Annotated in this window: 20 protein-coding genes; 16 read left to right on the top strand and 4 right to left on the bottom strand. The window is 74.6% G+C overall.

Annotation, left to right across the window (positions count from 1 at the left end; genetic code table 11):
- The 3 genes from ADL08_RS38885 to ADL08_RS31980 all read left to right on the top strand — a co-directional run.
- A partial coding sequence (locus ADL08_RS38885) for a hypothetical protein (protein ID WP_324615461.1) occupies positions 1-1062 on the top strand: 1062 nt, incomplete at its 5' end.
- The gene (gene mycP, locus ADL08_RS31985; protein WP_053649215.1) at positions 1059-2240 is read left to right on the top strand and encodes a type VII secretion-associated serine protease mycosin; all 1182 of its coding nucleotides are present in this window, start codon (positions 1059-1061) and stop codon (positions 2238-2240) included. The genes ADL08_RS38885 and mycP, both read left to right, overlap by 4 nt.
- A 45-nt stretch (positions 2241-2285) precedes the next feature.
- Entirely contained in the window at positions 2286-3026 is a 741-nt protein-coding gene (locus ADL08_RS31980; RefSeq protein ID WP_053649213.1) for an SseB family protein, read from the top strand.
- 70 nt (positions 3027-3096) lie between these two features.
- Here ADL08_RS31980 and ADL08_RS31975 read toward each other — a convergent pair whose 3' ends face one another.
- Positions 3097-3474 (bottom strand): DUF1844 domain-containing protein, encoded by a 378-nt coding sequence (locus ADL08_RS31975; protein WP_053649211.1) that lies wholly within the window; start codon positions 3472-3474, stop codon positions 3097-3099.
- A 354-nt stretch (positions 3475-3828) separates the two neighbouring features.
- Between ADL08_RS31975 and infC the strand changes: the two genes are divergently transcribed.
- From infC to ADL08_RS31925, 10 genes are all read left to right on the top strand, one after another.
- Positions 3829-4488, top strand: a complete 660-nt coding sequence (gene infC / locus ADL08_RS31970; RefSeq protein ID WP_078968563.1) for a translation initiation factor IF-3 — start codon at positions 3829-3831, stop codon at positions 4486-4488.
- A gap of 123 nt (positions 4489-4611) precedes the next feature.
- The gene (gene rpmI, locus ADL08_RS31965) at positions 4612-4806 is read left to right on the top strand and encodes a 50S ribosomal protein L35 (RefSeq protein WP_015032399.1); all 195 of its coding nucleotides are present in this window, start codon (positions 4612-4614) and stop codon (positions 4804-4806) included.
- 106 nt (positions 4807-4912) lie between these two features.
- Complete coding sequence (gene rplT / locus ADL08_RS31960; protein ID WP_015032398.1) at positions 4913-5299, top strand: 50S ribosomal protein L20; 387 nt, start codon at positions 4913-4915, stop codon at positions 5297-5299.
- A gap of 298 nt (positions 5300-5597) precedes the next feature.
- Entirely contained in the window at positions 5598-6437 is an 840-nt protein-coding gene (locus ADL08_RS31955) for a TrmH family RNA methyltransferase (protein ID WP_053649207.1), read from the top strand.
- Between the two features lie 94 nt (positions 6438-6531).
- On the top strand, positions 6532-7809 hold the full coding sequence (locus tag ADL08_RS31950) for a sensor histidine kinase (RefSeq protein WP_107092153.1): 1278 nt from the start codon (positions 6532-6534) through the stop codon (positions 7807-7809).
- A gap of 157 nt (positions 7810-7966) precedes the next feature.
- Entirely contained in the window at positions 7967-9106 is a 1140-nt protein-coding gene (gene pheS, locus ADL08_RS31945) for a phenylalanine--tRNA ligase subunit alpha (protein ID WP_053649204.1), read from the top strand.
- The gene (gene pheT, locus ADL08_RS31940; RefSeq protein WP_053649202.1) at positions 9106-11634 is read left to right on the top strand and encodes a phenylalanine--tRNA ligase subunit beta; all 2529 of its coding nucleotides are present in this window, start codon (positions 9106-9108) and stop codon (positions 11632-11634) included. Before pheS ends, pheT begins: the two co-directional genes overlap by 1 nt.
- Positions 11635-11920: 286 nt before the next feature.
- Positions 11921-12988 (top strand): PP2C family protein-serine/threonine phosphatase, encoded by a 1068-nt coding sequence (locus tag ADL08_RS31935; protein WP_053649200.1) that lies wholly within the window; start codon positions 11921-11923, stop codon positions 12986-12988.
- Positions 12989-13346: 358 nt separating this feature from the next.
- Positions 13347-14687, top strand: a complete 1341-nt coding sequence (locus ADL08_RS31930; protein WP_053649198.1) for a hypothetical protein — start codon at positions 13347-13349, stop codon at positions 14685-14687.
- A 132-nt stretch (positions 14688-14819) separates the two neighbouring features.
- Positions 14820-15350 (top strand): NUDIX hydrolase, encoded by a 531-nt coding sequence (locus ADL08_RS31925; RefSeq protein ID WP_053649196.1) that lies wholly within the window; start codon positions 14820-14822, stop codon positions 15348-15350.
- Positions 15351-15466: 116 nt separating this feature from the next.
- Here the strand turns inward: ADL08_RS31925 and ADL08_RS31920 are convergent, their stop codons facing one another.
- Positions 15467-16327, bottom strand: coding sequence for a 3-hydroxybutyryl-CoA dehydrogenase (locus tag ADL08_RS31920; protein ID WP_053649227.1), 861 nt, complete (start codon positions 16325-16327; stop codon positions 15467-15469).
- Between the two features lie 170 nt (positions 16328-16497).
- Between ADL08_RS31920 and ADL08_RS31915 the strand changes: the two genes are divergently transcribed.
- Positions 16498-17790: a glycoside hydrolase family 10 protein gene (locus ADL08_RS31915; protein WP_053649195.1), complete on the top strand. Its 1293-nt coding sequence runs from the start codon at positions 16498-16500 to the stop codon at positions 17788-17790.
- 25 nt (positions 17791-17815) lie between these two features.
- Here the strand turns inward: ADL08_RS31915 and ADL08_RS31910 are convergent, their stop codons facing one another.
- Both ADL08_RS31910 and ADL08_RS31905 read right to left on the bottom strand, forming a co-directional pair.
- Entirely contained in the window at positions 17816-18016 is a 201-nt protein-coding gene (locus ADL08_RS31910; protein WP_053649225.1) for a DUF1918 domain-containing protein, read from the bottom strand.
- 122 nt (positions 18017-18138) lie between these two features.
- Positions 18139-19170, bottom strand: a complete 1032-nt coding sequence (locus ADL08_RS31905; RefSeq protein ID WP_078968561.1) for a DMT family transporter — start codon at positions 19168-19170, stop codon at positions 18139-18141.
- On the opposite strand from ADL08_RS31905, the gene ADL08_RS31900 reads away from it, so the two are divergent.
- On the top strand, positions 19169-20605 hold the full coding sequence (locus ADL08_RS31900; RefSeq protein ID WP_053649193.1) for a PLP-dependent aminotransferase family protein: 1437 nt from the start codon (positions 19169-19171) through the stop codon (positions 20603-20605). The two genes, ADL08_RS31905 and ADL08_RS31900, sit on opposite strands and share 2 nt — an antisense overlap.
- Positions 20606-20708: 103 nt before the next feature.
- Positions 20709-21161, top strand: a complete 453-nt coding sequence (locus tag ADL08_RS31895; protein ID WP_053649190.1) for a GNAT family N-acetyltransferase — start codon at positions 20709-20711, stop codon at positions 21159-21161.
- The last annotated feature ends 55 nt before the right edge of the window (positions 21162-21216 follow it).

Below are 21216 nucleotides of genomic sequence, written 5' to 3'. Positions count from 1 at the left end.
CCCGTACGGCCCGCGTCCGGGCCGCTCGCCCCGCCGCAGGCGCCCCCCTCCCGTCCGCCGGCGCCGTTCCCCGCGCCGGCACGTCCGGCGTCCGGACCGGCCGCGCCCCCGCGGGCCGTACCGCCCCGGCCCCCGGCCGCGCCCTTCGTGCCGCCGCAGGCAACCCCGGCCGCGCCCGCCAGGCCGACGGTCCGCCCGACAGCCGCCCCCGCGTCCTTCACGCCGTCGTACGGCCGCGCCCCCGGTCACCGCGCCGCGCCGCCCGAGGCGCCCGTCGAGATCACCACGCGGCTGCGGCCCGTCCGGGACCGCAGGAGCGCCGGGCGGACGGCCGCGGTCGCCGTCTGCGCCGTGCTCGGGTTCGGGCTCATCGGCGGCGCCCTCGCCGGGGTGTGGCTCGCGGCCGCCGAGCCCGGCAAGCCCGCCGAGCCCGCCGGATACGCCGAGGCCCGGGAACTCTGGCACAACGCCCCCGTCGACACCCTCTTCCCCCGCACCCTCGCGGGCCCCGGCGCGGGCCCCGGCTCCGCCGCCCGCACCTGGACCCGGATCGTCGTCGCCCCGGACGCCGCCTGCTCGCCCGCCGTCCTCGCCGAGGGCCTGCTCGCCACCGTCGAGCCGCTCGGCTGCGAGCGCGTCCTGCGCGCCACGTACACCGACGCCACCGCCAGCAGCGTGATCACCGTCGGCCTCGTCTTCACCCGCGCCGACGCGGCCGCTCAGCGCACCCTCGGCCGGGGCCTCACCGCCCGCCTCGGCCAGGACGTCCCCCCGGCCCTCTCCGGCCCCTCCACCGTCGCCGCCCGCTTCGGCGACCGGCAGCGCGCGAGCTGGTGGACGAGCGCCCCCGCCGACCTCCCCGTCGTCGTCACCGCCGTCTCCGGCTTCGCCGACGGCCGGACCGTCGACGCCCCCCAGCCCGCCGACCGGGCCACGGCCGAGGGCCGCACCGACGCCGTCGCCCAGTCCGGCCTCGGCCACGAGGCCAAGGGCATCACCGAGCGCCTGGAGCGTCTGCTGCGCACGACCGCCACCGCGGCGGCGAAGGAGAAGACCCGGTGAACCGATCCGTCCGCCGGCACGCGCGCGGCGGCGCGGCCGTCCTGCTCGCCGCCGCCTTCTCCGTCCTGCCCGCCACCACCGCGCCCGCGCACGCCGACACCATCCGGGCCCGGCAGTGGGGCCTCGAAGCCCTCCACACCGACGAGGCCTGGCGCACCACCAAGGGCGAGGGCGTCACCGTCGCCGTCCTCGACACCGGCGTCGACGCCGACCACCCCGACCTCGAAGGCTCCGTCCTGCCCGGACACGACCTCATCGGCTTCGGCGCCGAACGGGGCGACCGCGCCTGGGCCCGGCACGGCACCGCCATGGCCGGGATCATCGCCGGACACGGCCACGGCCCCGACGGCCGGGACGGCGTCCTCGGCATCGCGCCCGAGGCCGGGATCCTCCCCGTACGGGTCATCCTGGAGTCCTCCGACAAGGCCCGCGACAAGGCCCGCAAGAGCCGGGGCACCGCCCTCGCCCAGGGCATCCGCTGGGCCGCCGACCACGGCGCCGACGTCATCAACCTCTCCCTCGGCGACGACTCCGAGTCCGCCCACCCCGACGCGGGCGAGGACGCCGCCGTCCAGTACGCCCTGTCCAAGGGGGTCTCCGTCGTCGCCTCCGCCGGGAACGGCGGCGAGAAGGGCGACCACGTCTCGTACCCCGCCGCCTACCCCGGCGTCATCGCCGTGACCGCCGTCGACCGCTACGGGACCCGCGCCTCCTTCTCCACCCGCCGCTGGTACGCCACCGTCAGCGCCCCCGGCGTCGACGTCGTCATCGCCGACCCCGACCGCCGCTACTACGAGGGCTGGGGCACCAGCGCCGCCGCCGCGTTCGTCTCCGGGGCCGTCGCCCTCGTCCGGGCCGCCCACCCCGACCTCACCCCGGCCCGGATCAAGACCCTGCTCATCGACACCGCGCGCAGCCGGCCCAAGGACGGCCGCAGCGACGCCAAGGGGTACGGGACGGTCGACCCGGCCGCGGCCATCGAGGCGGGCGCCCGGCTCGAGGGCGGCGACCCGAAGGACACCGCCACCGGCTACCGGGGGCGGTACTTCGGCCCCGGCCCCGTCGCCGCCGCCGAGGAGCCCCGCTCCTTCGGCCTGCTCGCCCCGCTCCTCGGCGGCCTCGGCGCCCTGCTGCTCCTCACCGCCGTGGTGCTCCGGCGCGCCCACCGCACCGGCTGACACCCGGCGGACCGCGCGCACCGGCCCGGCGGCTAGGCTCGGGGCGTGGCGCTCAAGAACATCCCGGACCCCGGTTTCTCCGACGACGACGGCACCGCCGACCCGCGGCTCACCGCGGCCCTCGCGGCCTGGGCGCAGGACAGGACCGCCCACGGCCCCGTCCTCGAAGCCCTGCGCGAGGCCCGGCTGCTCGTCCCCGTCGTCGCCGTCCTCGGCGAGGTCGAGACCGACGAGAACGGCCTGCGCCGCGAGAAGACCAGCGACATGGCGGTCCCCACCCTCACGGCCGGCGACCGGCGGGCCCTGCCCGCCTTCACCTCGACCGCCGCGCTCGCCCTCTGGGACCCCGAGGCCCGGCCCGTGGCCGTCCCGCTGCACCAGGCGCTCCAGGCCGTCGCCCACGAGAAGGCGGACACGCTCCTCCTCGACCTCGCGGGCCCCGTGCCGTACCAGGTCACCGGACCGGCCCTGCTCGCCCTCGCCGAGGGCCGCGCCAGCGCCGACCCGCTCGACGACCCCGCCGTGCGGGAGGCGGTCCGGGCCGCCGTCGCCGCCGAGCCCGCCGTGCTCCGCGCCCACCTGGGCCCCGGCAGCGCCGACGGCACCCTCGCCCTGGTCCTCGCCGGGGACGCCTCCCCCGCGGAGGCCGCCCGGGGCGTGGCCCGCGCCCTGGCCGCCGACGAGACACTGAGGGCCCGCCTGGTGCGGGGCCTCGACCTGGCACTCCTGCCGGCCTCGGCCACGCCTCCGGGCGAGCCCTTCTACGTACGGGACGCGGGGAGGTAAGGGTCCTGGCCGTACCCGGCCCCGTGGCTGTTCTCCTCGGGGGGCGACCCCCGTACCCCCGTGACGGGTCCTAGCCGTACACCGGTCCGGTGTACTTCTCGCCCGGACCCTGGCCCGGCTCGTCCGGGATCAGGGAGGCCTCGCGGAAGGCGAGCTGGAGGGACTTCAGGCCGTCCCGCAGGGGCGCGGCGTGGAAGGAGGAGACCTCGGTCGCGCCGGCGTCGAGCAGGCCCGCGAGCGCGTGCACCAGCTTGCGGGCCTCGTCGAGGTCCTTGTACTTGTCACCCTCCTCGGTGAGGCCGAGCTTCACCGCGGCGGCGCTCATCAGGTTGACGGCGACGGTCACGATCACCCTGACCGCCGGGACCTCGGCGATGTCGTGGGTCATGGCCTCGAAGTCGAGGGTGTCGGAGGAGTCGGTGGACTCGTTCTGGGGCGTCTCGCTCATGCCCCACACGATATGCCGGTCTCCGGTTAGCGGAGACCGGCGGGTCCTGCTAACCTTGTGTTACGACCGGCTGGACACGTGTGTGTCCGGCCCACAAGTGGAGGCTCCGTACTCCCACCCGACCACCCTCACGGGCGGCGGGTCACCGGTCAGGTGGTGCCCATCGTTCCGTACGGACGATGGAGCCGCCCGATGTGCGCCCCGCGGTTGACCGCGGCGGTGTTCCGGTATTTCCCTGGAGCCCCGCCTGTGTCCCGTCCGGGGCATTTTTCATGTACCGGCTCGGTTGGTCTCAGAAACAGACGTTGCGCGTCCGTCCGCCAGGCGGTCGCGTGGTGCTACCGAGGAGGATCCATCAGCGCCGAGCCCCGCATCAACGACAGGATTCGCGTTCCCGAGGTGCGACTTGTCGGACCCAGCGGCGAGCAGGTCGGGATTGTTCCGCTTGCCAAGGCCCTGGAGCTCGCACAGGAGTACGACCTCGACCTGGTCGAGGTCGCGGCGAACGCCCGTCCGCCCGTGTGCAAGCTCATGGACTACGGGAAGTTCAAGTACGAGTCGGCCATGAAGGCCCGTGAGGCGCGCAAGAACCAGGCGCACACGGTCATCAAGGAGATGAAGCTCCGGCCGAAGATCGACCCGCACGACTACGACACCAAGAAGGGTCACGTCGTCCGGTTCCTCAAGCAGGGCGACAAGGTCAAGATCACGATCATGTTCCGTGGTCGTGAGCAGTCCCGCCCCGAGCTTGGTTTCCGGCTGCTGCAGCGGCTGGCGTCGGACGTCGAGGAGCTTGGCTTCATCGAGTCCAACCCGAAGCAGGACGGCCGGAACATGATCATGGTTCTCGGCCCGCACAAGAAGAAGACCGAGGCCATGGCCGAGGCGCGTGAGGCCCAGGCCGCACGCAAGGCCGAGCGCCAGGGCGTCACCGCCGAGGAGACGTCCGAGGCTCCGGCACCCGAGGCCGAGGCCCCGGTCGCCGAGGCTCCGGCCGAGACCCCCGAGGCGTGACCCGAGGGGCTGCCACCCAGGCGGCCCCGGGCCCCGCCCGGACCCACCGAACGAAGAACTGACGCTCCCGGACGTCCGGTGTCCGCACCGGGGGGAGCGCCACTGACGAGGAGATACGGCGCGATGCCGAAGAACAAGACGCACTCCGGTGCCAAGAAGCGCTTCAAGGTCACCGGCTCCGGCAAGATCCTGCGCGAGCGCGCCGGCAAGCGCCACCTGCTCGAGCACAAGTCGTCCAAGCTGACCCGCCGCCTCACCGGCAACGCGGAGATGGCCCCGGGCGACGCGGCCAAGATCAAGAAGATGCTGGGCATCTGATCTGATCACCCGCCCTCGGCGACGAGGGCAACCGGCCAGGTCCGGGACCCATTCGTTTTTCGGGTCGTGTGAGTCCAACCACGACCCCGCTACAAGGAGTTAACAAGTGGCACGCGTCAAGCGGGCAGTCAACGCCCACAAGAAGCGCCGGGCGATCCTCGAGGCGGCCTCCGGCTACCGCGGTCAGCGTTCGCGCCTGTACCGCAAGGCCAAGGAGCAGGTCACCCACTCGCTGGTCTACAACTACAACGACCGCAAGAAGCGCAAGGGCGACTTCCGTCAGCTGTGGATCCAGCGCATCAACGCCGCTGCCCGCCTGAACGGCATGACGTACAACCGCCTCATCCAGGGTCTGAAGGCCGCCAACATCGAGGTGGACCGCAAGATCCTCGCCGAGCTGGCCGTCAACGACGCCAACGCGTTCGCCGCGCTGGTCGAGGTCGCGCAGAAGGCCCTCCCGGCCGACGTCAACGCCCCGAAGGCCGCCGCCTGATCTTCCAGGCCCGCAGTACTTCCGCCCGGACCCGCAGACGCCCACGCGCCTGCGGGTCCGGGTGCGTCGGCCCCCGGAACACCCGGACCGCGCCGCGACCCCACCGCGCCCGCCGGACCGCGCCGCCCCCGGTCGCGCGGCACCGTCCGTACGGCGCGGCACCGCACCGCCCGTACCGGGCGGCGCCGCCCCACCCCGCCCGTACCGCGCGGCACCGTCCCTCCGGCACCGCGCCGGACCGCGACCGCACCCGGCTGCCCCGCAGCCCCCGGCCCCGAAGAGAGAACCGCCGCACGCCATGGTCACCCCCGAGCTGATCTCCCCGCGTTCCCCGCGCGTCGTCGCCGCCCGGCGGCTCGCCAAGCGCAACTTCCGGGGCAAGGACCGCCTCTTCATCGCCGAGGGCCCCCAGGCCGTCCGCGAGGCCGTCGAGCACCGGGGACCCGGCGGGGAGCCCACCCTCGTCGAGCTGTTCACCACCGTCGAGGCCGCCGAGCGGTACGCCGCCATCGTCGACGCGGCCCGCGCCGCCGGGGTCCGCGTCCACCACGCCTCCGACGCCGTCCTCGCCGAGGTCTCCCAGACCGTCACCCCGCAGGGGCTCGTCGGCGTCTGCCGCTTCCTCGACTCGCCGTTCGAGGAGATCGTCGCGGCCCGCCCCAAGCTGGTCGCCGTCCTCGCCCACGTGCGCGACCCCGGGAACGCCGGCACCGTGCTGCGCTGCGCCGACGCGGCCGGCGCCGACGCCGTCGTCCTCACCGACGCCTCCGTCGACCTCTACAACCCCAAGTCCGTGCGCGCCTCCGTCGGTTCGCTCTTCCACCTGCCGGTGGCCGTCGGCGTCCCCGTCGAGCAGGCCGTCGCCGGACTCAAGGCGGCGGGCGTACGGATCCTCGCCGCCGACGGGGCCGGGCGGGACGACCTCGACGACGAGCTGGACGCCGGCACCATGGGCGGGCCCACCGCCTGGATCTTCGGCAACGAGGCCTGGGGGCTGCCCGAGGAGACCCGGGCCCTCGCCGACGCCGTCGTCCGCGTCCCGATCCACGGCAAGGCCGAGAGCCTCAACCTCGCCACCGCCGCCGCGGTCTGCCTGTACGCCTCCGCGCGCGCCCAGCGCCCCCGAACCTCCCCCTGAGGGACCCCCGGAAGGGCCCATTCCGCCCCTCCCGCCCAGTAGAGTGGCGCACTCGGGGGGCCCACTGCGCTACACGGAGGGGTGGGGAACGGGGATGACGGCCGGCACGGACAGTCCCGCACAGGCACGGAGCGACGGCCCGCACGTCCCGGAACGGGCCGGCCCCGCCGAGACCGCGGACCCCGCCGGCCCGGACGCCTCCGCCGATCGGACCGGCCCCGCCCTGACGGCCGGAACCACCGGCCCGGCCGACCGCGCCGACGCCACCGGCCCGGCCGACCGCGCCGACTCCGCCGACCCCGGCGATCCCGTCGGCTTCGCCGGGCTCCACCCCGACGACCTGCCCGACGGGCTCGTCGTCGCCGACGGGACCGGCCGCGTCGTCTGCTTCAACGCCGCCGCCGCCCGCATCACCGCCGTCCCCGCCGACCGGGCCCTCGGCCTCCCCCTCGACCGGGCGCTGCCCCTGGAGGACCTCAAGGGCCGCCGCTGGTGGACGCTGACCGACCCGTACGGGGGAATCGCCACCCGCAGCGGACAGCCCGAGCGCAACCTGCTCCTCCCCGGCGGCCGCGAGGTCCTCGTCTCCGCCCGCTACGTCCGCGAGCACCCCACGGGCCCCGTCCGCAGGGTCGTCGTCTCCCTGCGCGGCACCGAGGCGCGCCGCCGCACCGAACGCAGCCACGCCGAGCTCATCGCCACCGTCGCCCACGAGCTCCGCTCCCCGCTCACCTCCGTCAAGGGCTTCACCGCCACCCTCCTCCACAAGTGGGAGCGGTTCACCGACGAGCAGAAGCGGCTGATGCTGGAGACCGTCGACGCCGACGCCGGCCGCATCAAGCGGCTGATCGCCGAGCTCCTCGACATCTCCCGGATCGACTCCGGCCGCCTGGAGGTCCGCCGCCAGCCCGTCGACATCGCGGCGGCCGTCGGCCGGCACGTCCACGCCCACACCAGCGGCGGCCAGTCCCCGGACCGCTTCTTCGTACGGATCAGGCCGCAGCTGCCCCCGCTCTGGGCCGACCCCGACAAGATCGACCAGATCCTCGGGAACCTCCTCGAAAATGCGGTGCGCCACGGCGAGGGAACCGTCACCATCGAGGTGGCGCCCACCACGGCGGGCGACGACGGAGAAGAGGGAACGGAGGTCACCGTGAGCGACGAGGGCCCCGGCATCCCCGAGGAGTCCATGAGCCGCGTCTTCACCCGCTTCTGGCGGGGCAGCAAGCGCGGCGGCACCGGTCTCGGCCTCTACATCGTCAAGGGCGTCGTCGAGGCCCACGGCGGCACCATCACCGTCGGACGGGGCCCCCGCGGCGGGGCCGAGTTCCGATTTATCCTGCCCGTCGGCACCCCGGCCCACCTCCTCTGACGTCTCGCCCCGCGAGACCGGGGACGATCAGGAGCCGTCCGGCCCGCCCACGGGCTCATTCGCGTCCCCCCACCCCGTTAGACTCGACCTTTGGCACGTTTGCGCCCTTGACGTCGAGCGGGGCCGCCCAGCCAAGCCAACGGAAGCACGGGAAGAGATGTCCGCACCCAATAAGTCGTACGACCCGGTTGAGGTCGAGGCACTGAAACCGGAAGAGATCGAGCGCATGCGGGACGAGGCGCTCGCCGCCTTCGCCGCCGCGGGCGACCTCGACGCGCTCGCACACGCGAAGACCGCGCACACCGGTGGCACCTCGCCGCTGGCGCTCGCCAACCGGGAGATCGGCGCCCTGCCCCCGCAGGCCAAGGCCGCCGCGGGCAAGCTCGTGGGCCAGGCCCGCGGCGCCGTCTCCAAGGCGCTCGCCGCCCGCCAGAGCGAGCTGGAGGCCGAGCGCGACGCCCGCGTCCTCGTCGAGGAGGCCGTCGACGTCACCCTGCCGTACGACCGCGTCCCGGCCGGCGCCCGCCACCCGCTGACCACCCTCATGGAGCGCGTCTCCGACGTCTTCGTCTCCATGGGGTACGAGGTCGCCGAGGGTCCCGAGGTCGAGGCGGAGTGGTTCAACTTCGACGCCCTCAACTTCGTCCCGGACCACCCGGCCCGCCAGATGCAGGACACCTTCTTCGTCGAGGGAACGTCCGCCGAGGGAACGGCCACCACCGGCGACGAGTCCGGCGTCGTCCTGCGCACCCACACCTCCCCGGTGCAGGCCCGCACGCTCATCGACCGGGAGCCCCCGGTCTACGTCGTGTGTCCCGGCCGCGTCTACCGCACCGACGAGCTCGACGCCACGCACACCCCGGTCTTCCACCAGATCGAGCTGCTCGCCGTCGACGAGGGCCTCACCATGGCCGACCTCAAGGGCACCCTCGACCACATGGTCCAGGCGCTCTTCGGCCCGGACATGAAGACCCGGCTGCGCCCGAACTTCTTCCCCTTCACCGAGCCGTCCGCCGAGATGGACATGCTCTGCTACGTCTGCCGCGGCCAGTCCGTCGGCAACCCGGACCGGCCCTGCCGCACCTGCGGCAGCGAGGGCTGGATCGAGCTCGGCGGCTGCGGCATGGTCAACCCGAAGGTGCTCGTCGCCTGCGGCGTGGACCCCGAGAAGTACAGCGGATTCGCCTTCGGGTTCGGCATCGAGCGGATGCTGATGTTCCGCCACAACGTCGAAGACATGCGAGACATGGTCGAGGGTGACGTCCGGTTCACCCGGCCGTTCGGGATGGAGATCTGATGCGGGTCCCGCTTTCTTGGCTGCGGGAGTACGTCGACCTGCCGGCGACGGAGACCGGCCGCGACGTCCAGGCCAAACTCATCTCGGCGGGCCTCGAGGTCGAGGCCGTCGAGCAGCTCGGCGCCGGCCTGACCGGCCCCCTGGTGGTCGGCAGGGTCCTGACCATCGAGGAGCTGACGGAGTTCAAGAAGCCCATCCGCTTCTGCACCGTCGACGTCGGGCGGGCCAACGGCACCGGCGAGCCCCAGGAGATCATCTGCGGCGCCCGGAACTTCGCCGAGGGCGACAAGGTCGTCGTGGCCCTGCCCGGCGCCGTCCTCCCCGGTGACTTCCGGATCGCCGAGCGCAAGACGTACGGCCGCGTCTCCCGGGGCATGATCTGCTCCGGCGACGAGCTCGGCATGGGCGACGACGGCTCGCACGGCATCATCGTGCTGCCGCCGGAGCACGAGGTCGGCACCGACGCCACGGTCCTCCTGGAGCTGTTCGACGAGGTCCTCGACATCGCCGTCACCCCGGACCGCGGCTACTGCCTCTCGATGCGCGGCGTCGCCCGCGAGACGGCCACCGCCTACGGCCTGCCGCTGCGCGACCCGGCACTGCTCGACGTGCCCGCGCCGAACTCGTACGGCCACCCGGTCCAGATCACCGACCCGATCGGCTGCGACCGCTTCACCGCGCGCACCGTCGTCGGCCTGGCGCCCGAGGCCCGTTCCCCGATCTGGCTCCAGCGCCGCCTCCAGAAGGCCGGCATGCGCCCGATCTCGCTGGCCGTGGACGTCACCAACTACGTGATGCTGGAGCTCGGCCAGCCGCTGCACGCCTACGACCGCACCCGGCTCGACGGCCCCATCGGGGTCCGCCGCGCCGAGGCCGGCGAGAAGATCACCACCCTCGACGGCACCGTCCGCGTCCTGGACGCCGCGGACCTGGTCATCACCGACAACCGCGGCCCGATCGGCATCGCGGGCGTCATGGGCGGCGCCAACACGGAGATCGCCGACCCGGTCACCGACCCGGAGACCGGCGTCGTCACCGGCACCTCCGAGGTCGTCGTCGAGGCCGCGCACTTCGACCCGATCTCGATCGCCCGCACGGCCCGCCGCCACAAGCTGGCCTCCGAGGCGTCCAAGCGCTTCGAGCGCGGCGTCGACCCGCAGGCCGCCGCCGCTGCCGCGCAGCGCACCGTCGACCTGCTCGTGCTGCTCGCGGGCGGCACGGCCGAGGCCGGCGTCACCGAGGTCGTCGCCCCGTCCGCGCCCCGGACGATCGTCGTCCCGGCGGACCACCCGGACAAGGTCGCGGGCGTCGCCTACGGCCGCGAGACCGTCGTCCGCCGCCTCCAGGAGGTCGGCTGCGACGTCTACGGCCAGGACGAGCTGATCGTCACCGTCCCCTCGTGGCGGCCCGACCTCAACGAGCCGAACGACCTGGCCGAAGAGGTCATCCGGCTGGAGGGCTACGAGAACCTGCCCTCCACGCTGCCCAGGCCCCCGGCCGGCCGCGGGCTCACCGAGCGCCAGCGCGTCCACCGCCGCGTGGGCCGCGCCCTGGCCGGCGCCGGCTACGTCGAGGCGCTGAACTACCCGTTCCTCGGCGAGCAGGTCTTCGACCAGCTCGGCCTGGACGCGGACGACGTCTCCCGCCGCGTGGTGAAGCTGGTCAACCCGCTCTCGGACGAGGAGCCCGCGCTCCGTACGACGCTGCTCCCGGGCCTGCTCGGGGCGCTGCGCCGCAACGACAGCCGGGGCAGCCACGACCTGGCGCTCTTCGAGACCGGCCTGGTCTTCCTGGCCGGCGAGCGGCCGGGCGTCGCCGTCCGCCTGGGCGTCGACCGGCGTCCCACGGACGAGCAGATCGCCGAGGTCAACGCGGCCCTGCCCGCGCAGCCCCGGCACGCCGCCGTCGTCCTCGCCGGCGCGCGCGAGCAGGCCGGCTGGTGGGGCAAGGGCCACCCGACCGACTGGGCGGACGCGGTCGAGGCCGCCCGCACGGTCGCCCGTGAGGCCGGCGCCGAACTGATCGTGCGCCAGGGCCAGTACGGCCCGTGGCACCCGGGCCGCTGCGCCGAGCTGCGCGTCGTCGTCGACGGCGAGGAGCACACGGCGGGCTACGCGGGCGAGCTGCACCCGCGCGTGGTGAAGTCCTTCGGCCTGCCGGCCCGGACCAGCGCGATGGAGCTCGACCTCGACCTGGTCGAGGCGGCGTCCGAGGGCCCCCTCAAGGCCCCCCGGATCTCCGCCTTCCCGGTCGCCACCCAGGACGTGGCCCTGGTCGTCGCCGACGGCGTCCCGGCCGCCGAGGTCGAGGCCGCCCTGCGCGAGGGCGCGGGCGAACTCCTGGAGTCCATCCGGCTGTTCGACGTCTACACCGGCGACCAGCTCGGCGAGGGCACCAAGTCCCTGGCGTACGCCCTGAAGTTCCGCGCCCCGGACCGCACCCTGACGGTCGACGAGGCCTCCGCGGCCCGCGACGCGGCCGTCGCCCTGGCGTCCGACCGCACGGGCGCCGTCCTGCGCGGCGCCTGACCTCGCAGCGGCACCAGGAGGGCCGCCCCGGGAGTTCTTCCCGGGGCGGCCCTCCGCCGTTTCTCGAAGGCCCGCGACACGCACACCTTCACGAGGCTCGCGCGTCCGTGCCGACGGCGTGGCCCCGGCGAAGGGCGGCGCGCCGAGGGTGCTCACTCCTTCGGGTGAGATCGTCCGGGGGTGTTCCGCGGGGGTGCGCGCGGTCGGGACAATCGACGCGGCCGCAGGGGCGGACCTGCGTGCCGCGGTGCCTTCGGGTGCTGTCGGGGCTCGGGAAGGGCCGTGCATGATCCGTACGAGGTCGTTGGACTCCGATGGCTCCCGGCTCCGCCGGCTGGCCCCGCTCGCTCTTCCCGCCGCCTGGGGCGCGGTGGCCGTGGCGTGGAGGTTCGCCTGTCCGCCGGCCAGGGAGCCGGGGCTGCCGATACGGATCGCCACCAGCGCCGTCTTCCTCTCCGTCGGCATCGGTCTCGTCCTCGGCGTCCGGCGCGGGCTCGTACGCGAGCTGGCCCGGGCGCGGGCCGTCGCGGCCGCCACCCAGCGGGTGCTGCTGCGGCCGCCGCCGGGCCGCCTCGAAGGGCTGACCCTGGCCGCCGGCCAGCTCTCCGCCTCCCGGGGCGCGTCCGTCGGCGGGGACCTGTACGAGGCGGTGGCCACCCCCTACGGGGTGCGGATCGTCGTCGGGGACGTCCGGGGCCACGGGCTCGCCGCGCTCGGCGCGGTGGTGGCGGTGCTCGGCAGCTTCCGCGAGGCCGCCCACGACGAGCCCGAACTCGCCGGGGTGCTGAGGCGGTTGGAGCGGGCCCTGGAGCGGCACCTGAGGGAGCGGGCCCGGGACGAGCACCCGGCGCGGGCCGGGTCGGACCCCGAACACCCGGCGGCGGAGGAGTTCGTGACCCTGCTGCTCCTGGAGGTCGCGCCCGACGGGCGGCTCGCCGTGTTCAACTGCGGTCACCCCGGCCCGTACCGCCTCGGCCGGAAGGCGGAGCGCCTTCCCGTGGGGGACCCGCTGCCCCCGCTCGGGGTGCTGCCGCTGCCCGCCGGCCTCGCGCCGCACACCGCGGCCCGGCTGCTGCCCGGCGAGACCCTCGTCCTGCACACCGACGGCGCGGAGGAGGCCCGGGACCACCGGGGCCGGTTCTTCGCGTTCGACGCCGCCCTGACCGGGCCGCCCGGCGAGGCGCCCGCGGCCCTCGTCCGCCGGGTCCACGCGGAGCTGCTGCGCCACACGGGCGGTCGGCCCGCCGACGACGTCGCGCTCCTCGTCGTACGGAACGACCGTGCCAGGGTGCCGGCGCAGCCCGCCGAACCCGGGCTGCGCCGTCCCCGGCCCGCCCCCTCCTCCCACTGTTGAGAGGAGGGGGACGGTACCGGCGCCGCCCGCCCCGCCACGGAGTGTCGGGCAGATCAGCGGGGCGGGCGACGCGGACCGGGCGGCCGCACTGTACGAGGGGGAGCCGGCGGCCCGGTCGTCGCCTTGCGGCGAGAAGCACAGTCAACCGGGGGCGGGCCGGGCGCGGCAGCGCGCGCGGGCCGGAAGAACGGGTGCTTCGTTCACACCCCGTGCGAAATCCCCGCGGAGGACTCGCGCGGCCCCCCGCGCGTACACCCCGTGCACGGGATTCCCCTCGTACGGGGCCACTCCGCGCCACTTCGCCCCGTACGAAATCGGCCACCGCTACGCTGAGTTCACCGAGCGGACCGGAGCGGCCATGCAGCCCAACACCTTGCTCGACGCCCTGCTCGACGAAGCGGGCGTCTCGCACGCCGGCCTCGCCACCCGGGTGAACCGGGCCGGCCGGGCCAGGGGACTCGCCCTGCGCTACGAACACACCGCCGTGGCCCGCTGGTTGAAGGGCCAGCGGCCGCGCGGCCAGGTGCCCGACCTGATCTGCGAGGTGCTCGCCGCCCGGCTGGACCGGCAGGTGACCCTGGACGACATCGGCCTCGGGGTCCCGGGCGGCCCGGTCCCGGCGGCCGGTTCGCCGCTCTCCGGCTTCGTGGAGCGGGCGGCCGCCCTCTGGCGCTCCGACGAGCAGCAGCGGCCGCACATCGTCGCCGCGCCCGCCCTGACCGGCACCCCCGCGGTGATGCCCGTGTGGGAGTGGGAGAACCCGCCGGAGGACACGGACGTCTCCCGCACCGGCCGGACCGCGGTCTCGGCGGCCGACATCGCCGTCCTGGTCGCCGCCCGGTCCCACTACGAGCAGATGTACCGCAAGGCGGGGGGCGTCGCGACCCGGGCCCGGGTCGTCGGCTTCCTCACCGCCGAGACGGCGCCGCTGCTCCGGGGCACGTACGGCGACGTCCTCGGGCGGCGGCTGCACCGCGCCGCCGGCGGTCTGGTGGCGGTGGCCGGGATCTGCGCCTACGACGCCGACGCGCACGGCCTGGCCCAGCGCTACTTCCACCAGGCGCTGCGGCTCGCGAAGGCGAGCGGGGACCGGGGGCTCGGCGCGTACGTGATCGCGCTCCTCGTCAACCAGTCGCTGTTCACGGGGGAGCACCGGCAGGCGGTGGCGTTCGCGGAGGCGGCGCTGCGGGCGGCGGGGCCGGGGATCACCCCGGCGCTCGCCGCCGACCTGACGGCGATGCAGGCGAAGGCGTACGCGCACCTGGGCGACGGCACGGCCGCCCTCTCCTGCATCCGGCGGGCCGAGGCGGCGGCGGAGCGGATCAGTCCGGGCGAGGAGCCGGCCGAGACGGGCTATGTGCAGCCGGGGCTCGTCAACGTGCAGATCGCGGAGGCCCTGCTCGGCCTGGGCGATCTCCCGGCGGCCCACGAGCACGCCACGGCGGCGGTCGGGGCGCCCTCGCACGACCGGGGGCGGGTGCACCGGCTCGCCATGCTGTGCCAGGTGCAGCTGCGGCGGGGGGAGGCCGACGGAGCGGCGCACACGGCCGTGGAGATGACGGAGCTGGCGCGCGGGATGGAGTCGCGGCGGCTGCGGGACCGGCTGCGGGAGGCGCGGGAGCGCCTCCTGGCGAGCGGCGCGCGGGACGCCCGGGAGGCGGCGGCCCTCATCGACGGGACGCTGCGGGTCCCCCTCTGACCCTTTCTGGCCTTTTCCAACCCGTGCCGATCCTTTCCAGTCTCCTCCGGTCTCTTCTGATCCCCTTCGCTCCGTCAAGTGCTGCGATATTGCCACCGAAAAGGCTCCGACCAGTCGGAAGGTGGCAAGAACGTGCAGTGGACGAAACTGAGCGAACGCTCTGTCTATGAGAACCGTTGGTTCCGGGTGAACCTCGCGGACGTCGAACTCCCGGACGGCCGCCACCTGGACCACTACCTGATCCGGCTCCGTCCGGTCGCCGTCGCGACCGCCGTCAACGAGGCCGACGAAGTCCTGATGCTCTGGCGCCACCGCTTCATCACCGACAGCTGGGGCTGGGAACTGGCCGCCGGCGTGGTCGAGGACGGCGAGGACGTCGAGTCCGCCGCCGCCCGCGAGATGGAGGAGGAGACCGGCTGGCGGCCGGGGCCGCTGCGCCACCTCCTCACCGTCGAGCCCTCCAACGGCCTCACCGACGCCCGCCACCACCTCTACTGGGCGGAGCGGGCCACGTACACCGGGCCGCCCGAGGACGCTTTCGAGTCCTCGCGGCGGGCCTGGATCCCGCTGAAGCAGATCCCCGACATGATCGCCCGGGGCGAGGTCCCGGCCGCCAACATGGCCGCCGGACTGCTGATGCTCCACCATCTGCGCCTCGGCTGAGCCGGGCCCGGGAAAGGCCGGACGGCCCGTACCTGTGCGGGAGTACGGGCCGTCCGGGTGGTGCGGAGAGTGGTCGTGAGGTCCCGGCGGCCGGGCGCCGGGAGCGAGGGGGAGCGTCAGGAGTACGGGTAGAAGCCCCAGCCCGACTTCCGGCCGAGCCGGCCCGCGTCCACCATGCGCTGGAGCAGCGGGGGAGCGGCGTACAGCGGCTCCTTGAACTCCGAGTACATCGAGTCGGCGATCGAGGCGATCGTGTCCAGGCCGATCAGGTCGGACAGCTTCAGCGGGCCCATCGGGTGGGCGCAGCCGAACTCCATGCCGTTGTCGATGTCCTCGCGGCTCGCGATGCCCGACTCGAACATCCGGATCGCGGAGAGCAGGTACGGCACGAGCAGCGCGTTCACCACGAAGCCGGAGCGGTCCTGGGCGCGGATCGCGTGCTTGCCGAGCGTCTTCTCGGCGAAGGCCTGGGCCCGGCTGATCGTGCCCTCGGAGGTGGTGAGGGCCGGGATCAGCTCGACGAGCTTCTGCACCGGGGCCGGGTTGAAGAAGTGGATGCCGATGACCTGGTCGGGGCGGGAGGTCGCCACGGCCAGCTTCACCAGCGGGATGGAGGAGGTGTTCGAGGCCAGGATGGCGTCCGGCCGGGTCATCACCTGGTCGAGGACCTGGAAGATCTCGGTCTTGACCTGCTCGTTCTCCACCACGGCCTCGATGACGAGGTCGCGGTCGGCGAACTCGCCCAGGTCGGTGGTGAAGCTGAGGCGCGCGAGCGTCGCGTCCCGCTCCTCCTCGCTGATCTTGCCGCGTTCGGCGGCCTTCGCCAGCGAGTTGTAGAGCCGCGTGCGGCCGATCTCCAGCGCCTCGCCGGTGGTCTCGGCGACCTTCACCTCAAGGCCGCTCCGGGCACACACCTCCGCGATGCCCGCGCCCATCTGGCCGCAGCCCACCACTCCGACGCGCTCAATGTCGGCCATGGAGTCCGTCACCTCGTGCCTTTCGCTCTTCTGCCGGGGGCGGGTCCGTGTGATTCCGTGCGTCCGCCTCGATCCCACGACGTTACCGCTCATTAACCGATGATCGATCGCCCGGGGCGTGGGCATGCTCTCCCGGTGAGTGTGACGTATCCGACAGAGGAGGAGCGCAAATGCGGCCTATCGGGAGAAGAGGGTTCGTGGTCGGCACCACCGGGGCGGCGCTCGCCGTGACGGGAACGACAGGGACGACGGCGGCGGCGGGGGCGGACCGCGGGGTCACGGGCGCGGGCGCGGCGCCCGAGGTGAGGAGCCGGACGCGGGGCAGGCCGTACCGCCGCCGGGAGTTCCGCGGCGTGTGGCTGGCGACGGTCAACAACATCGACTGGCCCTCCCGGCCCGGCCTGACCGCCGCGCAGCAGCGCTCCGAGCTGCTCGTCCACCTCGACACGGCGGCCGGGCGGCGGCTCAACGCCGTGGTCCTCCAGGTCCGGCCGACCGCCGACGCCCTGTGGCCCTCGCCGTACGAGCCGTGGGCGGAGTGCCTGACCGGCGCCCAGGGCCGCGACCCCGGCTGGGACCCGCTGGGCACGGCCGTCGCCGAGGCCCACGCGCGGGACCTCCAGCTGCACGCCTGGTTCAACCCGTACCGGGTGGCGAACCACACCGATCCGGCCCGGCTCGTCGCCTCCCACCCGGCGCGGCGGCACCCGGAGTGGGTGCTGCCCTACGGCGGGAAGCTGTACTACGACCCCGGGCTTCCCGAGGTCCGGCGCTTCGTCCAGGACGCCATGCTGGACGCGGTGCGCCGCTACGACGTCGACGCCGTGCACTGGGACGACTACTTCTATCCGTACCCGGTCGCCGGGCAGGCCTTCGCCGACGACGGGACGTACGCGCGCCACGGCGGGGGCTTCCCCGACAAGGCGTCCTGGCGGCGGCACAACACCGATCTGCTGGTCTCCGAGATGTCCGTCCGCGTCAAGGAGGCCAGGCCGGACGTGGCCTTCGGCGTGAGCCCCTTCGGGGTCTGGCGGAACGCCGCCACCGACCCGGAGGGCTCGGACACCGCCGCGGGCGTCCAGACGTACGACGACCTGTACGCCGACACCCGCAAGTGGGTGCGGGAGGGCTGGCTCGACCACATCGTCCCGCAGCTGTACTGGAACATCGGCCTGCCCGCGGCCGACTACGCCGAGCTGCTGCCCTGGTGGGACGAGACGGTACGGGGCACCGGCGTCGGCCTCTACGTCGGCGAGGCGCTCCACAAGGCGGGCGACCCCGCCCAGCCCGCTGCCTGGCAGGACCCGGAGGAGCTCTCCCGCCACCTGGAGCTGGCCAAGGGGTATCCGGGCGTCGGCGGCCACTGCTTCTTCTCGGCCAAGGAGGTCGCGCGGGACCGGATCGGGGCGATGGCCACCGTGGTGGCCGATCACTACCCGACCAGGGTCCGTCCGCCGGGATAGGGGCGTCCCGGTCGGCGGCGGTGGCTCAGCCGGCCTCCGCCTCCGGGTGGTGACGCACGACGGTGTCGGGGCCCGGCGACATCAGGGCCTCGTGTCCGTCGTCGAACTTCACGCGGTACGGGGGAGTGCCGTCCTCCCCCAGCACCTGAAGGACCTCGGCCATGCGGTCGTGGTGGCCGACGGTCCGTCCGTGCACCAGCAGTGTGTCGCCCACGCTCGCCTGCATCGGGGTGACCTCCTCGCGAACGGGCACGCGCCGCGCCGGCGCGCGCCTCCTGCGGGTCTCTGCTTGCCATTGTGGCCCCGTCACCCCCGTCCGTCGCGCCGGGCCCTTCTCCGGCCGCCGGATCACGACTTCGAGCGCTGGGTGACCGCGATGCAGACCAGGACCGCGACCGCCGCGACGGGGGCGGTCGGCGACAGGGTCTCGCCGAGGAGCGTGACCGACCAGACGAGGGTGAGGAGCGGCTGGGCGAGCTGGAGCTGGCTGGCCTTCGGGATGCCGATCGCGGCCATGCCCCGGTACCAGACGTACAAGCCGAAGAAGGTCGAACCGGCGGCGACCCACACCAGGCCGACGACGCCGTGGACGTTCAGGTGGACCGGCTCCAGGGACAGGGCGACGGCCGAACCGGCCAGCATCAGCGGCAGGCAGAGGATCAGCGCCCAGCCGACGACCTGCCAGCCCGGCATCAGCGCGGCGAGCCGCCCGCCCTCGGTGTAGCCGGCCGCGCACACGAGCAGCGCCCCGAAGAGGTACAGGTCGCCGGTGGAGAGCCCGCCGCCGCTCTCCACGACCGTGAAGCCGAGCACCACCACGGCGCCGGAGACGGCCGCGGTCCAGAAGGTGCGGGACGGGCGCCGGCCCGTCCGCAGGGCGGCGAGGGCCGCCGTGGTGAGCGGCAGGAGGCCCACCACCACGGCGGCGTGGGAGGTGGTGGACGTCCGGAGCGCCAGGCTGGTCAGGAGCGGGAAGCCGATGACGACCCCGCCCGCGACCACCGCGAGCCCCGCCCAGTGCCGCCGGTCCGGCAGCGGCACCCGGCCGGCGAGCAGGAAGACCCCGGCGACGAGCGCGGCGAGGGTGGAGCGCACGGCCACCAGCGACCAGGGGCCGAAGCTCTCCAGGCCCCAGACGGTCGACGGGAAGGTGAGCGAGAACGCGACGACGCCCAGCCCGGCGAGCAGGGTGCCACGGGCCCGGGGATCGGGCGCGGGGGTCCGGCGGGCGGTCGTGGTTCCGGCGGCCCCCGGGGCCCGGTGAACGGCCGTGGCTCCGGCGGTGCCGGGGAGCGAGGGGGCGGACGCTCCGGCGGTGCGGGTCTCCGGGGCGGTGACCGCTATCGCGGTAGGAGTAGTAGCGCTATCGTGTGTCCTCATGCATGAGCGTAGCAGTGTCGCGGAACTGGCGAAATCCCTGAGAGCGGAACTCGACCGCTACTCTCCGGGTGGAAAGCTGCCGTCGAGCCGGGTGCTCGTCGAGCGCTACCGCGTCTCCCCGGTCACCGTCACCCGCGCCCTCGCCCAGCTCGCCGCCGAAGGGCTCGTCGTCACCCGGCCCGGCGCCGGCGCCTTCCGGGCGGAGCCCCGCACCGCCACCCCGGCCACCGGGGACACCTCCTGGCAGGAGGTCGCGCTCAGCGCCGACACCGCCACCGAACTCGTGCCCCGGGCCGTCGACGCCTCCGGCGTCCTCGTCACCCTCGCCGCGCCACCGCCCGGCGTGATCGAGTTCAACGGCGGCTACCTCCACCCCTCCCTCCAGCCCGAACGGGCCCTCGCCGCCGCCCTCGCCCGGGCCGGCCGCCGCCCCGGCGCCTGGGGCAGGCCGCCCATCGACGGCCTGCCCGAGCTGCGCGAATGGTTCGCCCGCGAGATCGGCGGGAGCGTCACCGCGGCCGAGATCCTCATCACCGCGGGGGGCCAGTCCGCGATCACCACCGCCCTGCGCGCCCTCGCCCCGCCCGGCACCCCCGTCCTCGTCGAGTCGCCCACCTACCCGGGCATGCTCGCCGCCGCCCGCGCCGCCGGCCTCCGCCCCGTCCCCGTGCCCGCCGACGCCGGGGGAGTCCGCCCCGACCTCCTCGAAGCCGCCTTCCGCGCCACCGGGGCCCGCGTCCTCGTCTGCCAGCCCCTCTTCCAGAACCCGACGGGCGCCGTCCTCGGGCCGGAGCGGCGCCGGGAGGTCGTCCGGATCGCCCGCGCCGCCGGGGCCTTCGTCGTCGAGGACGACTTCGCCCGCCGCCTCGTGCACGAGGACGCCCCGCCGCTCCCCGAGCCCCTCGCCGCCGAGGACCCGGACGGCGTCGTCGTCCACGTCCGCTCCCTCACCAAGCCCACCTCGCCCAGCCTCCGCGTCGGCGCCCTCGCCGCCCGCGGCCCGGTCCTGGAACGGCTGCGCGCCATCCAGGTCGTCGACAGCTTCTTCGTCCCCCGGCCCCTCCAGGAGGCCGCGCTCGAACTCGTCGGCTCCCCGGCCTGGCCCCGCCACCTCCGCGCCGTGTCCCAGGAGCTCAGGAGCCGCCGGGACGCCATGACCGGCGCCCTCGCCCGCCACCTCCCCGAACTCGCCCTGCCCCACGTCCCCCACGGCGGCTACCACCTCTGGCTGCGCCTCCCCGACGCCCTGCCCGAGGCCTCCCTCCACGCCACCGCCCTGCGCACCGGGGTCGCCGCGGCCCCCGGACGCCCCTATTTCTGCGCCGAACCGCCCGCCGGCCACATCCGGCTGAGTTTCGCGGGTGTCGCGGGCCCCGCGGAGATCGCGGAGGGGATGCGCCGCCTGCGCGCGGCGGTGGACGAACTCACCGCCTGACGTCCGGGGCCGGGTCGTACGGGCGCCCCGCCCGCCCCCGGCCCCGCAACCGCACCCGGCACATTCGCCTGACAACGCCCCGTACTCCTGGAAGCCTGCACCCATGAGCGACAGCACCGCCCCGAAGGGCCCCCTCATGCACGGGGCGTACGAGATATCGGCCGACCCCGCCCGGATCGACGCCGCCCGCGTCCACCACTGGATCTCCACCGACTCCTACTGGGCCCCGGGCCGACCTCGGGAGAAGCAGGACCGGGCCATCGCGGGCTCGCTCAACCTCGGCGCCTACCACCGCGAGACCGGCGAGATGAGCGCCTACGCGCGCGTCGTCACCGACTACGCCACCTTCGCCTGGCTCTGCGACGTCTACGTCGACCGCCCCGCCCGGGGCACCGGCCTCGGCACCGCGCTCGTCACCGCCGTCCGCGACCTCCTGGAGCCGTACGGACTGAGCCGCATCATGCTCGCCACCGCCGACGCCCACGGCGTGTACGAGAAGGTGGGTTTCGCGCCACTACGAAATCCGGACAACTGGATGGCTCTCGGGCGGCAGTGAGCCGGACCCCCTCCGCCCCCTCGAAACGACCCCTTGACCAGCGGCGCCACCGGCC

The organism is Streptomyces sp. NRRL F-6492, from assembly GCF_001280125.1.
Taxonomy (GTDB): Bacteria; Actinomycetota; Actinomycetes; order Streptomycetales; family Streptomycetaceae; genus Streptomyces.
The sequence above is the reverse complement of the archived record's forward strand: the minus strand, read 5'-3'. Positions and strand labels throughout refer to the sequence as shown.